Annotated in this window: 21 protein-coding genes and 1 pseudogene; 17 read left to right on the top strand and 5 right to left on the bottom strand. The window is 44.1% G+C overall.

Annotated elements, in window-relative coordinates:
• Positions 1-104: 104 nt before the first annotated feature.
• Together gpAD87_RS11750 and gpAD87_RS11745 are read right to left on the bottom strand one after the other, a co-directional pair.
• Positions 105-1346, bottom strand: a complete 1242-nt coding sequence (locus gpAD87_RS11750) for an MFS transporter (RefSeq protein WP_064638529.1) — start codon at positions 1344-1346, stop codon at positions 105-107.
• A 156-nt stretch (positions 1347-1502) separates the two neighbouring features.
• Positions 1503-1976 (bottom strand): MarR family transcriptional regulator, encoded by a 474-nt coding sequence (locus tag gpAD87_RS11745; RefSeq protein WP_064638526.1) that lies wholly within the window; start codon positions 1974-1976, stop codon positions 1503-1505.
• Positions 1977-2184: 208 nt separating this feature from the next.
• Here gpAD87_RS11745 and gpAD87_RS11740 point away from each other — a divergent pair, with 208 nt between their 5' ends.
• From gpAD87_RS11740 to gpAD87_RS11730, 3 genes are read left to right on the top strand one after another with little or no spacing between them, the layout of a single operon-like run.
• Positions 2185-3531 (top strand): spore germination protein, encoded by a 1347-nt coding sequence (locus gpAD87_RS11740; RefSeq protein WP_064638525.1) that lies wholly within the window; start codon positions 2185-2187, stop codon positions 3529-3531.
• Positions 3524-4594 carry a GerAB/ArcD/ProY family transporter gene (locus gpAD87_RS11735; RefSeq protein ID WP_064638523.1) on the top strand — a complete coding sequence of 357 codons (1071 nt, stop codon included), beginning with the start codon at positions 3524-3526 and terminating at the stop codon, positions 4592-4594. Before gpAD87_RS11740 ends, gpAD87_RS11735 begins: the two co-directional genes overlap by 8 nt.
• On the top strand, positions 4591-5685 hold the full coding sequence (locus gpAD87_RS11730) for a Ger(x)C family spore germination protein (protein WP_063565103.1): 1095 nt from the start codon (positions 4591-4593) through the stop codon (positions 5683-5685). The genes gpAD87_RS11735 and gpAD87_RS11730 overlap by 4 nt, the downstream gene beginning before the upstream one ends.
• Before the next feature lie 109 nt (positions 5686-5794).
• Here the strand turns inward: gpAD87_RS11730 and gpAD87_RS11725 are convergent, their stop codons facing one another.
• The gene (locus gpAD87_RS11725) at positions 5795-6343 is read right to left on the bottom strand and encodes a TetR/AcrR family transcriptional regulator (protein ID WP_063565102.1); all 549 of its coding nucleotides are present in this window, start codon (positions 6341-6343) and stop codon (positions 5795-5797) included.
• 210 nt (positions 6344-6553) lie between these two features.
• Between gpAD87_RS11725 and gpAD87_RS11720 the strand changes: the two genes are divergently transcribed.
• The 7 genes from gpAD87_RS11720 to gpAD87_RS11690 all read left to right on the top strand — a co-directional run bounded on the left by gpAD87_RS11720 (position 6554) and on the right by gpAD87_RS11690 (position 13568).
• Positions 6554-7726 carry an MFS transporter gene (locus tag gpAD87_RS11720; RefSeq protein WP_064638522.1) on the top strand — a complete coding sequence of 391 codons (1173 nt, stop codon included), beginning with the start codon at positions 6554-6556 and terminating at the stop codon, positions 7724-7726.
• Positions 7727-7970: 244 nt separating this feature from the next.
• A complete protein-coding gene (locus gpAD87_RS11715; RefSeq protein ID WP_064638520.1) occupies positions 7971-8951 on the top strand; it encodes an aldo/keto reductase in 981 nt (326 codons plus the stop codon).
• Between the two features lie 280 nt (positions 8952-9231).
• On the top strand, positions 9232-9957 hold the full coding sequence (locus tag gpAD87_RS11710) for an SAM-dependent methyltransferase (protein WP_064638518.1): 726 nt from the start codon (positions 9232-9234) through the stop codon (positions 9955-9957).
• Positions 9958-10015: 58 nt separating this feature from the next.
• Positions 10016-11170: an NAD(P)/FAD-dependent oxidoreductase gene (locus tag gpAD87_RS11705; RefSeq protein WP_064638516.1), complete on the top strand. Its 1155-nt coding sequence runs from the start codon at positions 10016-10018 to the stop codon at positions 11168-11170.
• 176 nt (positions 11171-11346) lie between these two features.
• Positions 11347-12531, top strand: coding sequence for an aminotransferase-like domain-containing protein (locus gpAD87_RS11700; protein ID WP_064638515.1), 1185 nt, complete (start codon positions 11347-11349; stop codon positions 12529-12531).
• A gap of 15 nt (positions 12532-12546) precedes the next feature.
• Positions 12547-12855 (top strand): hypothetical protein, encoded by a 309-nt coding sequence (locus gpAD87_RS11695; RefSeq protein WP_064638513.1) that lies wholly within the window; start codon positions 12547-12549, stop codon positions 12853-12855.
• Positions 12856-13067: 212 nt separating this feature from the next.
• A complete protein-coding gene (locus tag gpAD87_RS11690; RefSeq protein WP_064638512.1) occupies positions 13068-13568 on the top strand; it encodes a GNAT family N-acetyltransferase in 501 nt (166 codons plus the stop codon).
• A gap of 108 nt (positions 13569-13676) precedes the next feature.
• On the opposite strand, the gene gpAD87_RS11685 is transcribed toward gpAD87_RS11690, so the two are convergent.
• Together gpAD87_RS11685 and gpAD87_RS11680 are read right to left on the bottom strand one after the other, a co-directional pair.
• Entirely contained in the window at positions 13677-14951 is a 1275-nt protein-coding gene (locus gpAD87_RS11685; RefSeq protein ID WP_064638510.1) for a stalk domain-containing protein, read from the bottom strand.
• A 232-nt stretch (positions 14952-15183) separates the two neighbouring features.
• Positions 15184-15324 (bottom strand): hypothetical protein, encoded by a 141-nt coding sequence (locus tag gpAD87_RS11680; protein WP_157258453.1) that lies wholly within the window; start codon positions 15322-15324, stop codon positions 15184-15186.
• Between the two features lie 305 nt (positions 15325-15629).
• On the opposite strand from gpAD87_RS11680, the gene gpAD87_RS11675 reads away from it, so the two are divergent.
• The 7 genes and pseudogenes from gpAD87_RS11675 to gpAD87_RS11645 form a co-directional block, all read left to right on the top strand.
• Positions 15630-16859: an aminopeptidase gene (locus gpAD87_RS11675; protein WP_442950719.1), complete on the top strand. Its 1230-nt coding sequence runs from the start codon at positions 15630-15632 to the stop codon at positions 16857-16859.
• Between the two features lie 50 nt (positions 16860-16909).
• Positions 16910-17584 carry a TetR/AcrR family transcriptional regulator gene (locus gpAD87_RS11670; protein ID WP_064638507.1) on the top strand — a complete coding sequence of 225 codons (675 nt, stop codon included), beginning with the start codon at positions 16910-16912 and terminating at the stop codon, positions 17582-17584.
• A gap of 182 nt (positions 17585-17766) precedes the next feature.
• Positions 17767-18543, top strand: a complete 777-nt coding sequence (locus gpAD87_RS11665; RefSeq protein ID WP_064638505.1) for an ABC transporter ATP-binding protein — start codon at positions 17767-17769, stop codon at positions 18541-18543.
• Between the two features lie 54 nt (positions 18544-18597).
• On the top strand, positions 18598-19608 hold the full coding sequence (locus gpAD87_RS11660) for an aliphatic sulfonate ABC transporter substrate-binding protein (protein ID WP_064638503.1): 1011 nt from the start codon (positions 18598-18600) through the stop codon (positions 19606-19608).
• 42 nt (positions 19609-19650) lie between these two features.
• The gene (locus tag gpAD87_RS11655; protein WP_064640870.1) at positions 19651-20496 is read left to right on the top strand and encodes an ABC transporter permease; all 846 of its coding nucleotides are present in this window, start codon (positions 19651-19653) and stop codon (positions 20494-20496) included.
• Positions 20493-21303, top strand: a pseudogene (locus gpAD87_RS11650) (ABC transporter permease). Before gpAD87_RS11655 ends, gpAD87_RS11650 begins: the two are co-directional and overlap by 4 nt.
• Positions 21304-21335: 32 nt before the next feature.
• Positions 21336-22539, top strand: a 1204-nt coding sequence (locus gpAD87_RS11645) for an LLM class flavin-dependent oxidoreductase (RefSeq protein WP_064640869.1), incomplete at its 3' end; no start/stop codon positions are given.

Genomic DNA, 22539 nt, shown 5'->3' with positions numbered 1-22539 from the left:
AATAGGGTTTCAGAACTTATACCTAAGTTCTGAAACCCTATTCTCTGTTCTATGGTGTCTTGACTACCAATCAATCCGATATTTGCCTGATGAAAGCAGGCATTTTAAATAATTACTTGTTTTCGCTTATACAAAACGGGTATTGCCGCTGCTATAAGGATCACACCCATAATGGCGGGTGCAGCATGACCAAGCGATACATAGATTTGACCTCCAATGATAGGACCAATCATTCTAGCTAAAGCCTGAATAGATTGGCTACCGCCTTGAATCCTGCCTTGTTCACTAGAATCGACAGACTTGGAGAGCATTCCATTGAAGGAAGGTCCGAAGATCGAATCACCAAAACCAAATATAAACATGCCAACGATAAAGAGAGGATAGAATGAGAACAAAGTAGACAGTGCAATGAGACTGTAGCCTATAATCTCTGAAATCATTCCAAGAATGGCGATCTGTTTATCACTAAGTCTTTTCAAAAGCTTGGGCATGATGAGACCTTGTGAGATGATATCCTGGACACCCATAATCGAGAACATAAGTCCGATGATTGCAGGCTTCCAATTGAAAGTATCCATTGAAAATTGTGAGAAAACGGCCTGTAAAGATCCGTTGGGTATCCAAAGTAAGAAGGCTGAGATCAGTAGTCTGTTTAAGTTTTTCATGGAAAGCAGGTTTGCAAGCTGTATGAATGGATTAAGTCTCACCAAAGTAATTTCTTTCAAACTATGTTTCTTGGCAAGACTCTCAGGCATAAAAAAGAATCCATATATAACATTCACCAAAGTTATGATGGCTCCAAAATACATGGGTGCAGAATAATCAATCTTGGCGAGCAATCCGCCTACAGTCGGGCCAATGACGGTGCCTACACCTACAACCGCACTCACCCATCCAAAGTATTTGGTTCTCTGTTCGGGTGGGATGATGTCCGCAAAATATGCGAAGATAGTACCTATGCTTCCTCCTGTTATACCCTCGATTATACGCCCCGCAAAGAGTACCCATAGGGCTCCACCTATGCCGAAAACCAAGTATCCAATTACGGAACCCAAAAGGCATACCAGGAGCAATGGACGACGGCCATATTTGTCGCTCAGTGCTCCAAGCACGGGAGACGCAAAAAATACGCAAAAGGCATAAACAGAGGTCAGCAGCGTAACAACGATAGCTTGTTCTCCTGGACTGCTTGTATAAGGCTGTACTAGGAATGGGACAACAGGCGCGATAATACTGAAGCCTATTCCGCAAAGAAACACAGAGATCAGACCGAATAATAAAGCGTGTTTGTCTATGGTTTGTTCTGTGTTCTGTGTATGATGTGATCGTGATCGAAATTTAAACATTAAATTCTCCCCTCAAACGTCGTGATTTTATTTCCTTGGAAACATTAATATCGTACAACCACTTTGTTTCCTTGTCAACAAAATAATAACAATAAAAAAACAGCCTGTTCTCAAATAGAGTCCGGCTGCCTTTAGTTTAACTTTCATTATTAAGATTTATTCCGACTTCAGATCTGTACCCAGCTTCTTGATTTCTGCATCCAAATGCCGATTATACTTGTCCACGAAGTTAAGCATACTGTCAAACTGATCGTCGGTTACCTGTTCGAATACAATTTTATCTCGCTCTTGAAACTCATTGTGCAGGTCCTCATGGATTTGATAAATGACTTTCCCTTGTTCTGTAAGCCTAAAATAGATTTCTTTCTTGTTATCCGACTTCTGATAGCTTTCGATCAGGCCTTTTTCTATGAGCTTCTTCGTTAATTTACTTATCGCACCTCGAGTCATATAAAAGGACTCTGCAAGCTTTGTTACATTGGAATCTGCATTTTTTTCAATGTATTCGATGCAATGTACTTCAGAAGGTTTATAACCCTTAAGACTTTCTTCCATCTTATCTTTATTAAGCCAAACCAGCTTGTTATATAAGTCCCTGAAACCCACTAAGACCTGTTCCTCTTTATTCATGGCCTATCCTCCCACCCATTGGTGCATTACAATATTATATTCAATTTTGGTTTCCAGTTCAAAAATATTGAAAACAATTATTTAGGAAGGGATACGTGCGTGGTAAAAAAGAGGGTCAAAAGCCCTTTTGCTTAATGTATAGCTCTAGGTTTTTATCTGAATAAACTTTTTTCTTAATGACATACTACCTCAGAAGAGGTGGTAAAATTTGCAGCGAATCCATGATCAAGATCTTCACGATATAGAAAAACAACTCTCTGAACATTTTAAAAAGAGCTCGGACTTCTTGAGCAAAAATGTGGTTATCGCCGATCAGGAATTCAGAGCGTATTACATGGAGACCCTTGTCGATTTTCCAACAACATTGTCTACAATTAACCAGGCGGCGGGTGGTAGTGAGAACGGATCATTTCAAAATATGTTCAGCCCATTTGAAGAAGAGGCCTCCATGTCAATGGATGAGATATGCGGCCATCTCTTGCATGGAAAGCTTGTTCTGTTCAGCACAGAAGGGATGGCAGCTGTCATGGAACCGGAGCATACTGACATTTCGCGTTCTGTCAGCGCACCGGAGAGTGAGAATCCTCTTCAATCTGCGTACGATGCTTTTACAGAAGATATTAATAAAAACATTGGTTTGCTGCGAAAAAAGATGATTTCCGATGACTTGGTTATTGAACGGCGAGAAACGGGGACCCAGTCTACAAAAAAAATTGCCATGGTGTATTTGGAGGGAGTTGCCCAAGCCAAGGTCATCGCGTCTATTCGGGATAAGCTGGAACAAAATAAGGACAAGGAATTGACTACAGTAAGGGACCTGATTCGTATACTGGGGCATCCAAAATTCTCAATAACACCAACGTATATCTCTTCGGAGCTACCTGGGGAGATGGTACAGAATCTGATGAACGGAAAAGTGGTTATTCTAATTGATCAATTTTCGTTTGCCTTTGCTTTTCCAGCCATCATCATGGATCTATGGTCAACAACGCTGGACGTTAACTACCCGTATTTGTTTCAAGTGTTTTTACGAACCGTACGGGCCATTGGCGCACTTTTGGCCGTTACGCTTCCAGGTCTGTATATCGTGCTCAATTCGGTAAATCCGGAACTGTTGCGTATCCAGTTAGCCATCACGGTAGCCAAGAGCAGGGAAGGGGTGCCTTATCCTTCGTTGATCGAAATGCTGCTGGTTATGCTGCTTTTGGAGATGATTATCGAAGCCACCATTCGACTTCCCAAGAACATCGGACCCACCATAACCATGATTGGCGGTATTCTGTTGGGACAAGCCATCGTTCAGGCCAAACTCGTCAGTAATCTATTAATTATTATTCTGGTTGCCTCGGCAATTGCCAACTTTGTATTGGCAGGCTATATGAACACGACGGGCATACGAATGTATAAATACGTTGTCATGCTCATCAGTTCCTTTTTCGGAATATGGGGTCTTGAGGCTGCGATGATTTGGATTATACTGTATTTTGCATCGTTGAGTACTTTCTCCGTTCCCTACTTAAGTTTAAGTGTGAAAGGAAAGGCTCCGGATGAATAAAGCCCAGATTCTTACCATTTTTGTTCTGCTTCATCTCGCTTCGATCTTTGCCATCTTTCCTGAACGGATCATCTCTGCCACTTCAAAAGGACACTGGGAACCCATAACGATCCTCTTTTTGGCAGAGCTTCTGGTTCTATGGATGTACTTAAAAGCGTTGTCTCAGTTTCCGGGGAAAACAGTGGTGGACATCTGTAATGAATCACTGGGCAAATGGGTAACGAGACTGATCGTTCTGCCGATGTTGATCTTCCTATATATCGAGCTGTTATTGCTTATGTACTTCCAGTCTGTCGAAATCAAAGCTGTATTACTACAGAGAACACCGTCAGTAGCAACATCAGCTCTCTTTATCGTTCTGTGTTTCTATGCTGTTTGGAAGGGACTCGAGGTCATGATTCGGGCGAGCATCGGATTGTGTATTCTCTTGATGCCATTCATTTTTTTCTCCATGATGATCAGCATCCAGAATTTCAGAATCAGCTACATTTTTCCGATTTGGGATAGTGGAATGTCGTTTTTCTCCAATTCGGATTTCTATGTATGTACGGTCATTTCAGCCGGGTTCCTATTCCTTGGCATGATTCCCTCCAAGCAACGGCTTAGTTTTGGTAAAGCAGCTGCTGCGGTTGGTATCATATTTGTGTTTGCTTTGGGATCTGTATATGTTCCGCTTCTCGTATTCGGTCAGGAAACGGTAATTCATTTGCAATATCCCATGCTTATGGCATCGGATACCATTGATTTGGAGTGGGTTGTATTTGACTGGCTTCCAAGCTTCTACGTGGTAGCCTCCAGTGCGCTGGGTGTTCTAAAGGTTTCCGTTTTACTCTGGATTCTGGTGTCCCTGCTGAATCAGTTATTTATGCCGAAAATCAATCGATTATGGGTTCTTTCCGTGGTGTGCTTCACCTTGTACGTGTTCAGTCTCATGATACCGGATGTCAACGCTTTGAATTCATACCTGTACCTGAATTCTTTCTTTTGCGTTTATAGCGTTATCGGTTTTCCAATCATTGTATTCCTCGCGGCGCAATGGCAGCGAAAGAGGGTGAGTACATGAACATGCGCATCATCAAGACTCTGATTGTAGGCTTATCTATGATGATGTTACTTCCGGGATGTTGGGATACCAAGGATATTAACAAACAATATCTGCCTGTTGTCATGGGAGTGGGAAAGGGAAACACGGAAAAATACAGGATCATTCTCCAAATACCCGATGCATCAGGCAAAACCCAAATTCTTGACAAAGAAGCGAAATCCATCAGTAAAGCCATTGATTTGATTCGCACGGATTCCGAAAAAAGCATCGAATTGGTACATTTGAGATTATTGCTAATCGACAGGAAAGTCGCAGAGCAGGGGATTGATAACATCATCAATTTTGCTGTGAGAGCGAATGATATCTCGATTAAAGGCTTGGTAGGGGTTATTGACGGTGATTTTGAGAAGACGATGTATCATCAAATTTCGCCAACACCTGAAATTTCTTCCTACGACTTTTTTAGCCAGGATGCCGGGTGGACGCCCAATCAATCCATCGTCCGAATATGGGAAGCTTATCAAAACCAAAATTCATATACGGAAGACATGGCCATCCCCATGCTCAAAAACGGCGATCGAACTTTGTTCACCTTTAAAGGCACGGCCGTGATGCGGGATGACCGCATGGTAGGAACGCTCAATCAGGAAGAGACACTTTTGTTTAATTTATTTAAAGGGAAATATTCAGGGGGAACCATTGAAGTGGCACAGAACACGAGTGTTCTTATTCAAGACACCAAAATCAAACACAAGACCTCCTGGTCGGAGAACGGGCCATCCATCCTGACGGATATTCTTCTCAATGTAGTGATTACGGAAAGCCCTGAAAGTAAGGGTAACGCGGTGATTGAGAAAGAAATGAAAGAACAGATCAGCCAACAGTTTAATGAAACGGTAAGGAAGGTTCAATCTTTTAAATCGGATGTATTGGGTGTAGGCATGATATTTCGACCCCAACTGTCGGAGGGGAAATTAAAGGAATGGAAAACCAAGTGGTTTCCGAAGCTGGAGCAAAAGATCAACGTTCGTGTCAACGTTCTGAACGAAATTTATTTTAAAGAAAATGCCAATGATAATGATAGTCAGGGGCAAATGTTAAAAAAATAGCTTAGCATTGTTAACTCCGCTATAAGCGAGGAAAATGCTATACCGTTATGAAGTCGCCCTGGTGGCGACTTTTTTTATAATATCAGAAAGGTTCAGCGTGAGTTTTTATTTATGAAAGATTCAGCTCCAATAACGTATTCACTTGTTCTTCCATGACATGAGGTGGATAGGGCATTTGGTTTATAAACCACCATTCCACAATTCCCACATACGCTGGCGCAAAGAATTGAAGCAAAATATCTTCACTTATCCCGCGATTTTTTCCCTCTTTCATGTCCCATCCGTTCTTTATATCCTTGATGACAAATTGGAGAAAACGGCTGCGAAAGAAGGGTGCTCCTTTACTTGTTAACATAGCTGAAAAGAATAAATAGTTGCTCTCAAAGTATTCAAACCAGCTCATTCCCCCATCTGTAGCATTCGTTTCAGATTCGGATTCACACAATACCTGTAGTTCGTTCACATGTTCCTCGATGAGCTTATCCAGTAAATCATATTTATCCAGATAGTGAAGATAGATGGTTCTGCGGCTAACATTCGCTGTGTCGGAAATATCCTGAATCGTAATCTGGTCAAAATGCTTTTGAGACATAAGTTCAATCAGCGCTTTTTTAATGGCATCTTGAGATTTGAGTATTCTTCGATCCACTTTGGGCATTTCGAGTCACCTGACTTTCCTCTGTTTGTATCCAAATTTCCACGATCTGTGCACTAATGCACAAATCATCATCTTTTAGTCATTGTAGATAAGACGTACTTTCTATAATAATACACATAAGCGCAAAAATACATTCTTGTGCATTTATTTTTTATCTGCGCCATTCGTAAGTTTAGAGAATGAATCAGAAATAGTGAAGGAGTTTTGCTTGTGGTCAAATCAAATCATGTACTCATGTATATATTAATTATCGGTGTTTTCGGCATCCTAACTACAGAGATGGGAGTCATTGGGATATTACCTCAAATAGCTGATTATTTTCATGTCAGTGTTTCCAAGGCTGGCTTACTCGTGAGTCTCTTTGCACTCGCTGTTGCGATTGCGGGTCCTACGATGCCTTTATTATTTTCCGGTATAAACCGTAAAACGGTGATGTTACTCGTGCTCGGTATTTTTGTTGCATGTAATATTATTTCCATCTTTGCACCAACGTTCACCGTTGCCCTCGTGGCTCGTATCATTCCGGGCTTTTTCCATCCCATTTATTGTTCATTGGCTTTGACCGTAGCAGCGACCTCTGTAAGCAGTGAAGAAGCTCCCAAAGCGGTATCTAAAGTAATGCTTGGAGTCACCGCAGGAATGGTACTTGGCGTACCAATCACAAACTATATCGCGAATGGAACATCGGTAGAAATGGCAATGGTATTCTTTGCGATCGTAAACGCGTTGGCATTTCTGGGTACATGGATATTTATCCCCTCTATGCCTGTTAAGGAAAAACTTGCGTATGGAACACAATTGGGAATCTTAAAAAGAGGTATCACTTGGCTAGCCATCGCTGCAGTGATACTTATGGCTTCGGCAACAGCAAGTGTGAATAGTTACATCGCAGAGTACTTGGGCTCTATCACTCATATTTCGGGAAAAACATTGAGTATCGTGTTATTTATATATGGTTTAGCCAGTCTAGTGGGAAACGTAGTGGGAGGCAGGCTGCTTTCTAAAAACACACGTAAAACCGTTATACTTTTTCCCGTAGTATTGGGCATCGTATATCTTTTATCCTTTTGGACGGGCACGTCCACTGGACCTATGATTTTAACCGTGATTTTATGGGGAGTATGTTATGCAATAAGCAATCTAATTGGTCAGTATTGGATCACCTCTGCCGCGCCAGAAGCGCCCGATTTCTCGAATGGTTTGTTCCTTTCATGCGGTAATTTGGGAATAACCTTGGGAACTGCTGTAGGCGGGCTGTTCATCTCGGGGATCGGCACACAGTACATCGTGCTTGGAGGTGTATTGTTCCTAGTACTAAGTCTGTTATCCATTTTGCTGAGAATTCGATTATTTGACCCCGTAAAAAAACAACATGTAAGCTAAGCAACCTTAAGTGACATACACAAAAGGGAAATGTTCATTATTCATCATCTTGCTTACCAAATAATGAACATTTCCCATCGTGTTGTTTACTAATGCACGTTTTATAGCCATTTGGGAATTGCGAGATTTTTTCTCATGCTTAATACTATACTCAAGAATAGTTATTCTTCCGTGTGTATCTTATGCAGGCATCAGAGCTATCTGCAAAGGTAGCAAAAACCATCCGAAAGCGAGGAATACGCAAATGGATTATGTGAAGCTTGGCAATACAGGTCTGGATGTGTCCCGTCTGTGCTTGGGCTGTATGGGATTTGGTACAGCAGTTCCTGGAGGTCATCAATGGGTCATTAATGAAGAGAACAGTCGTCCCGTTATTAAAAAGGCGTTGGATTTAGGCATCAATTTTTTTGATACAGCAAATGTATATTCAGCTGGAACCAGCGAGGAAGTGATTGGGCGCACCTTACGTGACTATGCCAATCGAGATGAAATTGTACTTGCAACGAAAATTAATGGTCGTATGCACCAAGGCCCAAATGGTGCCGGACTTTCCCGTAAGGCCATTATGAGTGAGATAGATAAAAGCCTGAAGCGACTGGAAACAGATTACGTAGATTTGTATCAGATTCATCGCTGGGATTACACTACACCCATTGAAGAGACGATGGAAGCCTTACATGATGTGGTCAAAGCAGGAAAGGTAAGATACATAGGCGCTTCTGCGATGTATGCATGGCAGTTTTTGAAAGCGTTACATGTAGCTGAGCAAAATGGGTGGACCCGCTTTGTATCCATGCAGGATCACTACAATCTTATCTACCGTGAGGAAGAAAGAGAGATGCTTCCGCTCTGTAAAGCTGAGAAAATCGGTGTGATTCCGTATAGTCCGCTTGCGGGAGGCCGATTGACAAGAGACCCTCAGGAAAAAACACATCGTTCCGAAACCGATCAGATTGCAAAGCAAAAATATGATGCAACTGCAGATACCGACCGATTGATCATTGATCAGGTTGCCGCGATTGCTGAGAAGCATGGGGTTCCTCGTGTACAAATCGCACTTGCCTGGTTACTGCAAAAGGAACCGGTCACAGCTCCCATCATTGGTGCTACCAAAATATCGCATCTGGAGGATGGTGTAGCCGCTCTTTCGATTAAGCTAACACCTGAAGAAATAGCATCGTTAGAAGAACCCTATGTGCCTCACCGAATTGTTGGTCATCAATAATCAAGATGATTGGATAAGGAAGATGGAACCAACGTAAATTAACAGGTTCATCACATATACAAACAGAAGTCGCCTCATTGGCGACTTCTTTATGTTTTTATCTGGCAATGCAGCATCGAATTTATTCATTTTAGAGTGTAATGGAATTAAGCATTCTGAGAAGGGGGAAGTCTTCGTAAAATAACATATCGCAGTGCTTACGATTATAAGGCTTGGTTAAGGGGATAATTGTTAATTGGAGAAAATCATTCACAATATACAGCTGTAAAGGAGCGGGATCATGTCCTTCTTTAGAACACTTTCCGTACGGGCAAAGGAAGACGAGTTGATGGACGATTTCTCCACGGGGGGAGAAGAATTGAGCGAAGCGCTCAAACATCTGAGAAGGCTGAACAAAATATTTGCTGCTCCCGCTCCAACCCGCGCAGGGGTGGAAAAGTTATGGAAAGCGATTGGCAGTCCAACTACGCTGACCCTTCTTGATGTGGGAGCAGGTTCAGGTGATGTGAACCAGAAGTTATTGCGCTGGGCGGACCAGAAGGGAGTTAAGCTTGAGATTACTCTGGTCGATCTGACAGAGGAGGCATGTGAGCAAGCGAGGAACCTTTTCCGGAATGAACCGAGAATCAAGGTTCGGCGTGCCGATGTCAAGGAATTGCCGGATGCCTCAGCAGACATCGTAACCGGCTCGCAATTTGTCCATCATTTTGAAGGAAAGCAACTCGTGGAGATGGTCTCGCATATGCTGCGTGCTTCCAAATATGGCGTTGTCATAAACGATATCCATCGGCATCCCATATCTTATGCGGCTGTCTGGGTAACCACTCGAATGATCTCACGCAATCGGTATATTCGTCATGATGGACCGTTGTCTGTTGCAAAAGGCTTCACGGGAAGGGATTGGCGGGACTTGAAACAGCAGTTGAACCATGACACTTTGACCTATGAATGGAAGCCTTTGTTCCGCTATTCCGTCGTGATACCCCAACAAGGGACGTTATCATAGCATCATTACATCAACAGGCAGTTATCTTAAATGGACAATGAAAGGCGGGTGTTCTTACGTGTCTAAACCATTGGATGTCATAGTCATCGGAGCGGGAATTGCCGGCAGTACCTGCGCGTTGCAGCTTGCCAGGCAAGGGCATCGGACACTGCTGCTGGATCGGCAGGAATTTCCACGTCACAAAACATGCGGTGAATTTATGTCACCTGAGACAACGGAGATGCTGGATTATTTGGGGATCAACCTTAGTGAACAAGAGATAAAGCCGAGTATCCTGGATCATGCCAAGATCATTATGCCTCAGGGCGGGGAGATCGTGGCACCTTTGCCGGGAATGGCCTATGGTATTAGCAGATATGAGCTGGATCGGATTTTACACGAGCAGGCCACAGCCGCAGGCGTTGAGATCGTTACAAAGGCAACGATAACCAACATTCAGCAGTTAGATGATTATAGTTATGAAGTCGAAGCCCAAAAAGGAAATGAGCGGATTCATTATAGCTCAAAAACCGTTATTGGAGCCCATGGCTCGAAGAAGCTGAGGGGGATGACCTCGCCAGCAGAGCTGCGGGATAAAACAGCATATGTTGGTATCAAATCGCACTATCGGGGGATCACCATCCCGCCACGGGTAGAGTTGTATTTTTGCGAGGGGGGGTATGTCGGCATTTCGCCGATTGAGGATGGTATCGCAAATGTAGCTGCATTGCTGACCCTTGATATGGTGCGGGGAAGCGGCAAGTCTGTAGAGGATATTTTGCAGGCAGCGTCCCTAACCAACGAAAGATTGGCCGCGAGACTTGCTGAGGGAAGCCCAGTTCCAGGAACACAGGTCTCGATTGCACCACTTCATCTATCCAATGTTCCTGAACCGTGGTCCCAATATCCTCATATTGGGGATGCGATGCTGATGATCCCTCCCCTGTGTGGTGACGGGATGTCCATTGCACTTCGTTCCTCACTGCTGTGTGCTGAATGGACTGACAGGTATCTTCAAAGGAAGATCAGCTTTACGCAATGGCAGCAAGAGTATTCGAAAGAAGCCAATCTTGAATTCTCCCGACTGCTCCGACGTGCACGAAGAATTCAGAAGCTGGCTTTTGCCAAAACGAACAAGTTCTATCCTGGTTTGGCCCGGATGGTCCCTGGTCTGGCGACTTATTTGGTGAAGGCAACACGGTTATCAGAAATCAATCTTGTCCATCGATCATAGATGGCAGCAAAGTGAAATTCATAGAACATGGGGCGGCTTATGCCGGCCTCTTTTTGTTGTTTCTCTGCCAATTTTGACGAGACCGTTTAGAAATCTGCCAAATACTCGTATAATAGAATCTAATTGTAGTTATAGAGACAAGAGTCTGATTTGAATTCGGGAGGCATTATTTTAAGATGAACTATTCATTTTCCAACCGGATTGCTGCATTGCAGCCATCCATCATTCGTGAGATCCTGAAGGCTTCTTCGGGCCAAAATGTAATTCCGTTCTCTGCGGGGAATCCCGCTCCGGAGACGTTCCCTATTGAGGCGATTCGCACATTTACTCAATCGATTCTGGAACAGGACCCGGTAACAGCACTGCAATACGGAATTACCGAAGGTTATGCCCCGCTGAGGGATACATTGACTACACATCTGAAGACAGGCTTTGACACGGGCAAAGCATCGGATGAACTGTTCATTGTATCTGGAGCACAGCAAGGAATTGAACTTGCTTGTAAAGTATTCTGTAATGAAGGGGATACGATTATCTGTGAGAGTCCGAGCTTTATCGGTTCACTGAACTCTTTCCGGGCTTCAGGTGCAAACCTGGTCGGCGTTCCGATGGAGACGGACGGTATGGATATCGGGAAGCTGGAGCATGCCCTGCAAACCGAGCAGAATGTAAAGATGATCTATGTGATTCCGAGCTTCCAAAACCCTACAGGTTTTACCACCAGCCTGGAGAAGCGCAAGGCAATTTATGATCTTGCCAAGAAGTATGGAGTTATGATCCTAGAAGATAACCCTTACGGAGAACTTCGGTTTCGTGGAGAAGATGTAGCGACAATTAAGTCGATGGATGATGAAGGTCTGGTTATTTACGTAGGTTCCTTCTCCAAGATTCTGTCCGCTGGCTTGCGTGTTGGTTATGTTCTGGCTCCTTCCGAGGTTGTTCAGAAGATGGTTGTTGCCAAACAGGGAGAGGATGTACATACAGCCATGCTGCCGCAGATTCTAGCACACAAGTTCATGACTGAGTATAACTATGCAGAGCATATCAGCAGTATCCGTGCGATTTATCGCAGGAAGTCTGCCTTGATGATTGACAAGCTGCAGGAGCATATGGGTGAGTCCATTACCTTTACCCAACCGGATGGAGGACTGTTCCTCTGGTGTGATCTGCCAGCTCATATCCCGATGCTTGATTATGCCAAAACAGCCGCTGCGGAAGGCGTAGCTGTTGTTCCAGGAACAGCTTTTCTCGTCGATGAGAACGAAACCTGCAATGCGATCAGACTTAATTTCTCAACACCTTCCGATGAGCAAATTGTGAAGGGCATCGAAATTCTGGGACAGGTTCTGCACAAATTCTAATTGGAGGCATATTTCATGAATCAACGTTTTCGGATCACTCGATCCATGCAAGAAAATAACGAGGAGCAATCCATCTCCTTGGAAGAATGCAAACAGTATTTTGCATCCAAACCGGACTTTACATACTCACCTGTTCTTACCGTCCAGGGACCGGAGAGCGTCATGTCCATCGATGGGGATTTCTTCATGTGGACGTATGAGAACCTGCAGATTCCATTTCGTCTATATATGGGAGATCTGTATGTTGCCATTGTCAATGAAGCTGTTGTTCCGCAAATGATCGAGGTTGCAACGGATTTGCGAGCCGATGTGGTTGAAGGGTAAGTAGGGCTTGGAATGAAGTGCATCCGTCCAATTGTAATCATATAAGTGTCGGGAAAGTCGCCAATCTGGCGACTTTTTTGCTCTGAATCTATTCGTCAGTTTGCTTATTGAAATATTCAATCGATGGGGAATTGACGCTTAGGACCTGTTCGTGATAATTTATATAAATCACAAAATCCAATAAATCCAATGAGGGAAAGGGGTTTTACGCAATGTCGTCGATCGTACTTGCTGCCGCCGAAGATATTCGAAGCGAGGATTCGGAACTTTTAATCAAGGAGCTAAGCGAAGAACTGGGATTGTTATATGGCGGCGATGGGACAGCGGGATTTCAGCCATCCGATGTGGAGACACCGCGAGCAGCCTTTATTGTCGCGCGTTTGGATGGATATCCGGTAGGCTGCGGAGCCATCAGGCCCCTTGATGATACAACTGTGGAGGTCAAACGTATGTATACACGTTCGGATTTCCGTCGTAAGGGTGTGGCCCAGGCCATTCTGGCCGAAGCAGAACGTCTTGCGCTCGAATTCGGCTACACCAATTTGAAGCTGCAGACTGGCCCCAAGCAGCCTGAGGCAGCGGCCCTTTATGAAAGAGTTGGGTACTATCGGATACCGATTTTTCATGGGGACTGGGATCGAGTGCTTGCTTATCAAAAAGATCTGGTACTCAGTGCAACCCACAGAAACGAACACTCCTCATTGAACGCATAGATATCGTCTATAACAAACGAACCGAAATCTCTTGTCAGCATCCAGAGATTTCGGTTCGTTTTTTTTGGTGTGTGGAAAGCCGATGGAGTCAAGAATATCGAAATTCCTTTACTCTTTTATTACAGAGGCATTTACAGCGTCTTCCATCTGATTATTGTAGGTACGGAATAAGCCAAGGCGCCAAAAGGCTGCTCCTTTTAGATCATATCGCTTGGCAAGACCCAGTTTATCATCTATGGAAGATGAGGTTTCACTATTTAAGCTGATACCGAGCAAAAGTTTTTGTTTGGAAACGCCAGCATCTAACGCAAGCTGGATGGCCTGATCCACAAGACTGTTCGGCTCAGGAACCTGCGCTTTGGTGCCGACCGGATTATATTGATAAGCCATAATGATGATATCATCTGCCAATGAAGCGAGCGTTTTGTAATCATAGCCTTTATATGCACTATTTAATGGGGGCACGGCCAAAGATAGAGCGATGTCTTTAGGCAAGGAATCCTTCAATTGCTTGACGTAATTGTTCAGCAGCTTCTGTTGCTCTAGAGCGTCCAGCTTAAAACCTAGTCCTTCAAAATCAAGAACAACCCCTCCGAAACCATTCTCAGCTATGGCAGCAGTTATGCCTTCAATGGACTTCTGGCGCATGCTGCTGTCACTCAGCACCTTGGTCAGTTCTCCGTTTCCATCCAAAGAATAAACCATAAGATACGGTTTAATACTCTGATTCGTTGCATCAGCAACGATGGATTTAGGTGTAACGTCACCTGCAGCTGCAGGAATTTGATACTCATCACCCTGAAGCGTAAATTGACCTTCACGATCGATGCGACTCCAGCCAAAAGCGACGGAGTTCATGGATGGTACCAAATCGATTTCCTTATAGGATTGCAGCGCATAGAAGGCTCTCAAATGCATTTCACGTTGAGGTGAAACAAGAGAGACGGTACGAGTTGACTGGTTCCAGCCTACATTAACACCGAACTGACTACTGAACGAACTGAGTGGAATAAGTACACGACCTTCCCGCTGAACGGGTGGCGCTGCGAGCTTAACTTTTTCTCCATTGACGGTTGCTGTGGTGCTTCCCACTTGAAGCAGGACTTCTGTCGCTTGACCTTTTACCTTTCCTATTGCTTTCACGGTTTGCGCCTTACTGTTCCATGTAATGCTAATTCCCAGGGCTTCGCCAACCGTCCGGAAAGGGACATAGGTAACACCTTTATCAATCAGAGGGGATGCATCGAATTTCAGAGGAACATCATCTAGCAAGACCGAAATGGCCGGTGCAGCATAGGCATCATTAAGGTTTGCAGTGGTTCCGAGTAAGGATATGGCAAGAATAGTGGCAGCAGCAGTCTTTCCTATTCGTGTATGTAACATGTTTTTTGCATTCCTCCAACTCATCAAATATAGTAGAATTGCATCTCATCTGAATCGTAATCTAGCATAAAATAGTATAGCAAAATTTTCATAGAGTTCCAATTACAAGATATGATGGGTTAAAGTAAATACGCAAAGAAACGGAAATTCGTACAATTTCGGTTTCTTTGCGCATAATCGCATTTCCATTTTTTTATTTTTAAAGGGAATGAAATCAGAGGAAGTTGAATGCTCATTTTACAGCTGTGGTATTACCCATTTTATTCGTATCGGCAGCCAGATTCGCTGCTTCTTCCTCCGCTTTGAGGATCGAGAAATAACCAAGTATATCCCCGATCACGTTTAACGTTAGTCCGATTTTAGCTAATTCCAAGGAAGTTAGCTCCTCGTTCATCAGGTTATTTCTTTTGCCTTTGGCCACGACGTCACCCCGAGAATCAATTTTATTTCAACATATGTTAATCATGCTCTGTATACTTATGTATACGCCTAATTGTTGGATTAAATAGGCGGAGCAATAGTTGTCCCTTCGGACAGAAACTTCTGATTTTCTATTTGGTTCGAAGGATTTATATTGGCAGGGTAGTAAATCATAGGCTGGAATATTAACGAATGATATTATGAAGAGTAATAATTAAACCAGCGATATTAATTTTAGTCAGGAGGAGGAGAATGCTATTGGACTTCCGTGAAAAATTAGAGCGTTACGCAGCACTCGTGGTCAACGTGGGTGTTCATGTTCAGAGGGGACAAACGCTTGTCATAACCGCGCCAATATCGGCTGCTCCGTTTGTTCGACTTGTTGTGAAACATGCTTATGAGGCCGGCGCTCATGATGTCTATATCGAGTGGAACGACGATGAGATTACGCGTTTAAAATATGAACTTGCTCCTGATTCGGTGTTCCATGAATATCCGGTGTTCCGTGCAGCCGGTTGGGAGACTTTTGCCGAAAATAATGCTACTTTCTTGACGATCACTGCACCCAATCCCGATCTTCTACATGGAATAGATCCACAGCGGATCATGAATCTGAATGCATCCAAAGGTAAGGCATTAGCCAAATTTCGCAGCTACGGCATGTCCAACAAGGTCAGTTGGTCTATAGTTACGGTTCCATCAACGGCTTGGGCTGCCAAGGTGTTTCCTGATGTTGCCGAAGAGCATTTGATCAATACGATGTGGGAAGCTATCTTTAACGTTACGCGGATAAATTCGGAAGACCCCGTTGAGGCATGGAAGACACATCTTGAGCTGCTTAGAAACAAGACAGAGCAGCTTAATCGTAAAAAATATCGAGCACTTCGGTACCATGGACCTGGTACGGATCTGCGGATAGAACTGTCGCCTAAACATATCTGGGTAAGTGATGCGGATAACATCAACGAAAAGGGTGTTTCATTTTTGGCAAACATTCCGTCAGAAGAAGTATGGACTGTCCCGTTAAAGCAAGGGGTGAACGGCACGGTTCGCAGTACTAAGCCCCTAAGTTATGAAGGATATCTAATTGATGATTTCTCCTTGACGTTTGAAAATGGGAAAATTATTAATATTCAAGCAACGCAAGGGCTTGAGGTGCTAAAAAGATTAATTAGCATCGACGAAGGTGCGGCCTATCTGGGCGAGATTGCGTTGGTGCCGCATCATTCCCCGATTTCAGAATCAGGGCTTATTTTTTACAATTCTCTCTTTGACGAAAATGCATCCAACCATCTCGCGATAGGTAATGCTTATCCATTCTGTCTTGAGGGAGGGAACGAAATGACTGAAGCGGAAAAGGCGGCGAACGGTGTGAACTCAAGCCTCATTCATGTCGATTTTATGATTGGATCGGCTAATATGGACATTGACGGAGAACTTGCAAATGGAGGCCTGGAACCTGTGTTTCGTAACGGTAACTGGGCGTAGAATTAATAATCATAGATCAATCATTGGTAATAAAACGGAGGAGGATTCAAATGTCACCCAGAAACATTCTGAAGGACCAACAAATGAGAAAGGAACGCATTGAGCATATCTTAAATTCAGCCTTGCAAACCATGGCGAAACGTGGGATTGATTCAACCAATATTAAAGATATTGCCAAGGAAGCAAAACTTAGCGTAGGCAATATCTATACCTACTTTACTTCGAAGGACGAAATTTTCAGTGAGGTTCTGCGTCGAGGACAAACGATGTATGGGAGGACTATTGCACAAATAGCAGACATGGATATAGATCCTCGTGAAAAACTATTCGAGATTAGCAAAGGGTGGTTATCAAACGAGAGTAACTGGGCCTTCACCATCATGCTCCAAAGTATACGAACAAATCATGCCGTCAGCACTGAAATAAAACAAGCTGCAACCCAGAGATTTACGGACAATCTGGAACCTTTGGCAGAGATTTTTCGCCAAGGACAGGAGGCGGGCGGCATCATACAAGGAGATATTCGACAACTTGCATTTTATTTTGTAAGTCTGATTCAAGGTCTGACCTTGCAGCTCGCTCCCGGTTATGAAATACAAGTAGATATTGACCCCCAAAAAATTGTTCGACTTTTTATGGAACCAGAAACAGTGGTATCAACCGCTGGTCTATTTGAAGGGAATAACGATTTAAGTTACATAAATAAAAAAATGTTTGACAGGTAAGAAATGGTATTGGTAATATATCGTATAACAAAACGAACCAAAATTCACTTTGTTGATTTGCAATCGTAGAGATTTACACTGCCCCGCTTTATTTGAAGTGGAAAGGGGTAAATCTCTTTTTTTTGCCTCAAAACCAAGTAAACATGTAAGTATTATTGATTAAATGTGAAAGGGTGTCTTTAATGTCTGGGGATATGCTTATGATCAGTGACCTGAACAAAACGTTTGTCGCCCCTGTAGGCGAAATCATTGCGTTAAACAACATTCAGCTCAAAGTTCGAAAAGGTGAATTAGTAACTATCATTGGTCCGAGCGGATGTGGAAAAAGCACTTTGCTTAAAATTGTGGCTGGCTTAGATACACAGTATACGGGAACCGTGTTGCTCAACGGCAAACCGATTGCAGGCCCCAGCATAGAGAAAGGATTCATTTTTCAGGAGCCCCGGCTATTTCCATGGTTAACGGTGGAGAAAAACATTGCAGCCAATCTCTCTCTTAGAGATCCTGTTGTCCGCCGAAAGGTGGAGGAACTAATTGAACTGGTCCGTTTAAAAGGGTTTGAAAAATCATACCCTCGTGAATTGTCAGGAGGTATGGCACAGCGCGTTGCCATTGCCAGAGCTTTGCTGCGTAACCCGGATGTATTGTTGCTGGATGAGCCTTTTGGAGCGCTCGACGCATTTACTCGGTCTCATTTGCAGGAAGTACTGCTTGATATTTGGCAACGCAATGGAACAACAATGTTGTTTGTAACCCACGATCTCGATGAAGCCGTCTTCCTAGGGGAACGAGTCGTCATTATGAATCCGCGTCCAGGTCATATTTGGAGTATTCTCTCGATTGATTTACCTTTTCCTCGAAAAAGATCAAGCAGTGCATTTCAGGAGATGCGGAGACTGGTATTAAATGAGTTCGAAAAAGTGGATGAGCCTTTATATGATGTAGGCGGCGGTATATAGCATTGTCCAAAGGATAAGAAGAATGTACAGCATATTAAAGGGAGAGTGGTTTATATGAAAAAATCTCATCTAGTTCTTGTTATGGTGCTCGCGTTGTCTTTATTGACTATGGCTTGTGCAACCAAAAGTTCAAATGAAAACGCAAGTGGTTCAGGCAAGAGCCAAAATGTAACCGTCAAAATTGGGATTCAGGGAAGTGGGGGCTTATTCGGTAAAGCACGTGAAGAAAAATGGTTTGAACAAGAATTTGAAAAAACAGGGGCCAAAGTGGAGTGGATTGAGTTTCAGAGCGGACCGCCCATGACAGAGGCTATTGCTTCCAATAAGCTGGATATCGCCAGCCTGGGGAACATGCCAATTATCGCAGCACAAGCAGCGAATATTCCTTTCAAAATCGTATCGCAAGTTCTAGACGGAAAAAATAACGTTGCAATTATTGTACCTGCCGGTAGTACCGCCCAGTCACTTAGTGACTTGAAAGGCAAGAAGATTGCCGTTACAAAAGGAAGCAATGCATATAACTTTCTATACCGTGGCTTGGAGAAGTCCGGTTTAACAGATAAAGATTTTGAAATCATTCAGCTACAGCCCGACGAGACACAGTCTGCGTTTGAAACCGGCAGTGTGGATGCCTGGGCGACATGGGACCCTTACATTACACTTAATACCTTAACGGGAAAAGGAAAAGTGTTGTCTGACGGAGAGCAGCTTGGCGTATTGTCTCCTTCGTTTACGATCGCGGGATCTGATTTTGCAGAGGAGCATCCAGAGCTTGTTACTCTGTACTTGAAGGTAGTTAATAAAGCATTGAAGTGGGAAAGCGAGCATGAAACCGAAGCGATCGACAGATATGCAGCTGAACGTAACGTTCCTGCAAGTGTTATTAGTGGGACGTTCGAACGTTCCCGGATGATTAACACGCCAGTTAATGAAGATATCGTAGATGAAATGCAGCAAACAGCGGATTTCCAATATAAAGTGAAGAACATTCGGAATCAGGTTGTGATCAAAACTATAACGGACAATCAATATATCGACGCAGCTCTCAAGGATCCACTGAAATAAACATAATGACCCCTATAGAAGAGAGGCGTTCACTACATGCAAATGCGTGCGGAAAAGGCAGTTATTCCCCCTTTAATTCAAAAGAAAAACTCGGTTAAGAGGCGAAAGCTTTACTTAAGAGCTAGCAATATGGTACTAGGGCTTATCGTTCCGGTGTCTTTGTTAATCGTGTGGGAAGTAGCCGGGGCTATGGGATATTTGAACCCGGTTCTGCTTCCAACGCCAAGCAGCATATGGAAAGAGCTTGTCAGCATGACGGAGACGGGTGAACTTGTGAGGCATTTGGGCATATCGACGTGGAGAGCTCTGCTTGGTTTTCTGATTGGAGGCGGTCTTGGTCTAAGCATGGGCTTGTGGGTCGGATTTTCTTACAAGACAGAGCGACTGCTGGACCCTTCTTTTCAAATGCTGCGTACACTGCCTCACTTGGCCATTGCCCCCTTGTTCATTTTGTGGTTCGGTTTCGGTGAAACTTCGAAATTGCTGCTGATAGCTAAAGGTTCTTTTTTCCCGTTGTATGTTAATACTTTTCTGGGTATCCGATCCGTTGACAGCAAGTTATTTGATGTAGGAAAGGTGCTGCAATTCAGCAAATGGCAGATGATCACGAAGTTAATTCTTCCAGCATCTCTGCCGAATATCTTTCTGGGGATACGTTTATCCGTCAGTGTCGCCTGGCTGGGTCTGGTCGTTGCCGAATTGATGGGTTCTAGTGCAGGCTTGGGATATCTGATCAATGATGCTAGATCGTTCTCACTCACCACCGTAGTGTTTGTGGGAATCATTGTTTTTGCTGTCGTGGGCAAACTGTCAGATTCCATCATTAAGCTTCTGGAGGCGAGAGCGCTACGGTGGCAAGAAGGTTTTAAAGGAGAAGAAGCAAAATGAGCAAGCTGGAGATTGGTAAACAAACCGAACGAGCAGGAGATTGGCTGAGCAGAATTCCGGGTCGTCTTCACGGGTGGATTATTCCGTTGGCTATTCTCCTCATTTGGGAATTGGCTTCTGCCCTTCAGCTGGTCTCAGCGACCATGCTACCTGCTCCTTCCAAGATTGCAGAGCAGTTCATCCGTCTAATCTTGAACGGCGAGTTGCTGGAACATCTCGGGATCAGCTCCTATCGAGCGGGCTTGGGTTTTCTGCTTGGAACAGCTACGGGGCTCATGCTAGGCCTATCCACAGGGCTTGGAAAATTGGCGGAGCGCACACTTGACCCTTCATTACAGATGCTGCGGATGATCCCGCTCCTTTCCCTCATTCCATTATTCATTTTATGGTTTGGTGTAGGAGAGTTTAAAAATTCTAATGATTTCGCTAGGCGCGTTTTTTCCTGTTTATGTGAATACATTTCTCGGTATACGAAATGTTGATATGAAGCTGATTGAAGTCTCCCGGATTTACCAGTATTCAAGATGGGAGCTACTTGGCAAGCTCATTATCCCTGCGGCACTTCCTAATATTCTGCTAGGAGTGAGACTGTCTTTGGGCGCGGCGTGGCTAGTCCTTGTTGTTGCTGAAATGATGGGAACCAGTGCAGGCGTCGGTTACATGATACAGGATGCTCGTGCTTACTCACAAACGGATATTGTATTTGTCGGTATTTTAGTCTTTGCGGTTGTAGGCAAGCTCTCGGATTCGGCTGTGCGACTGCTTGAAGACAGATGGCTAAGCTGGCGAGATACGTTCAAGGGATAATCCAAAAATGGAAACAAGAAGGGAAGATATATATGGGGACTAGACAAGAGCAGCTTCATCTAGGGGCATTCATTTATTATACAGGTCATCATCACTATGGCTGGCGCCGCTCGGATTCAGGAGCTGAAAAGATTTTTGACTATAAGTTTTACCGATCCATCGCACAGACGGCTGAACGTGGGAAGTTTGATATGATGTTTCTGGCTGATCTTCTCTATGTAATGGGCGCTGATCAATCGGCTGCAGGGATGCTGGACCCGCTAACGCTCCTGTCGGCATTGGCTACGGATACAGAAAAGCTGGGTTTGACCGCCACGGTGTCGACTACCTATAACGAGCCGTATAACGTAGCTCGAAAATTTGCCACATTGGACCATATCAGTGAAGGACGCGCAGGATGGAATATCGTGACCTCCCAATTGGATGTTGAAGCAAATAACTATGGACGAACAGAGCATCCCGAGCATGGGCTTCGATATAAAATGGCCCGGGAATTTGTCGAAGTAGCCACTCTGCTCTGGGATAGTTGGGAAGATCAATCCTTAATTGTGGATCGACAGGCTGGACTATTTGCAGACCCATCTAAATTAAAAGAAGTTTCATATAAAGGACAGTGGTATTCTACCCAAGGTACGATCAATGTACCTCGTTCGCCGCAAGGATACCCTGTACTCATCCAAGCTGGATCATCCGGACCGGGACAGGATTTTGCTGCCAACTATGGTGAAGTGATTTTCACGGCCCAACAGTCTCTGAATGCTGCGAAAGAGTTCTATAATAACGTCAAATCCAAACTCGCACTTTATGGGCGCGAACAAGGCAGCATGAAAATAATGCCTGGTTTATCACCGATTTTGGCTAAGACGGAGCAGGAAGCTCAGCGAAAATATCAAGAACTGCAGGAGTTGATCCCTCCGGCAGCCGCAGTAGGGATGTTATCCGGGATGCTTAAGTTTGACCTTTCGGAATATCCTGTTGAGGGCCAACTGCCCAACATTCCTGATCCGGTGGAAGCTTCCAATGGCATGAAAAGCCGGGTACAGCTGATTATGGACATGGCACGAAAAGATAAGTTGTCCATTCTCGAGCTGGGTCGGAGGCTGATAGGGGCAAGAGGGCACATGCAGTTTGTCGGCACCTATGAACAACTGGCTGATTTGATGCAACAATGGTTTGAAGAATATGGTTGCGACGGATTTAACATCATGCCACCCGTTCTGCCGGGAGATTTGAATG

Source organism: Paenibacillus sp. AD87 (genome assembly GCF_001659845.1).
Lineage (GTDB): Bacteria > Bacillota > Bacilli > Paenibacillales > Paenibacillaceae > Paenibacillus > Paenibacillus marchantiae.
This window is presented reverse-complemented; position numbering and strand designations above follow the sequence as displayed.

What these genes read in the sequence shown, in the direction of transcription:
- gpAD87_RS11750 (WP_064638529.1), bottom strand. Translation starts at nt 1,346, where the DNA reads ATGTTTAAATTTCGATCACGATCACATCATACACAGAACACAGAACAA.
- gpAD87_RS11745 (WP_064638526.1), bottom strand. Translation starts at nt 1,976, where the DNA reads ATGAATAAAGAGGAACAGGTCTTAGTGGGTTTCAGGGACTTATATAAC.
- gpAD87_RS11735 (WP_064638523.1), top strand. Translation starts at nt 3,524, where the DNA reads ATGAATAAAGCCCAGATTCTTACCATTTTTGTTCTGCTTCATCTCGCT.
- gpAD87_RS11730 (WP_063565103.1), top strand. Translation starts at nt 4,591, where the DNA reads ATGAACATGCGCATCATCAAGACTCTGATTGTAGGCTTATCTATGATG.
- gpAD87_RS11725 (WP_063565102.1), bottom strand. Translation starts at nt 6,343, where the DNA reads ATGCCCAAAGTGGATCGAAGAATACTCAAATCTCAAGATGCCATTAAA.
- gpAD87_RS11715 (WP_064638520.1), top strand. Translation starts at nt 7,971, where the DNA reads ATGGATTATGTGAAGCTTGGCAATACAGGTCTGGATGTGTCCCGTCTG.
- gpAD87_RS11710 (WP_064638518.1), top strand. Translation starts at nt 9,232, where the DNA reads ATGTCCTTCTTTAGAACACTTTCCGTACGGGCAAAGGAAGACGAGTTG.
- gpAD87_RS11700 (WP_064638515.1), top strand. Translation starts at nt 11,347, where the DNA reads ATGAACTATTCATTTTCCAACCGGATTGCTGCATTGCAGCCATCCATC.
- gpAD87_RS11695 (WP_064638513.1), top strand. Translation starts at nt 12,547, where the DNA reads ATGAATCAACGTTTTCGGATCACTCGATCCATGCAAGAAAATAACGAG.
- gpAD87_RS11690 (WP_064638512.1), top strand. Translation starts at nt 13,068, where the DNA reads ATGTCGTCGATCGTACTTGCTGCCGCCGAAGATATTCGAAGCGAGGAT.
- gpAD87_RS11685 (WP_064638510.1), bottom strand. Translation starts at nt 14,951, where the DNA reads ATGTTACATACACGAATAGGAAAGACTGCTGCTGCCACTATTCTTGCC.
- gpAD87_RS11670 (WP_064638507.1), top strand. Translation starts at nt 16,910, where the DNA reads ATGTCACCCAGAAACATTCTGAAGGACCAACAAATGAGAAAGGAACGC.
- gpAD87_RS11665 (WP_064638505.1), top strand. Translation starts at nt 17,767, where the DNA reads ATGTCTGGGGATATGCTTATGATCAGTGACCTGAACAAAACGTTTGTC.
- gpAD87_RS11660 (WP_064638503.1), top strand. Translation starts at nt 18,598, where the DNA reads ATGAAAAAATCTCATCTAGTTCTTGTTATGGTGCTCGCGTTGTCTTTA.
- gpAD87_RS11655 (WP_064640870.1), top strand. Translation starts at nt 19,651, where the DNA reads ATGCGTGCGGAAAAGGCAGTTATTCCCCCTTTAATTCAAAAGAAAAAC.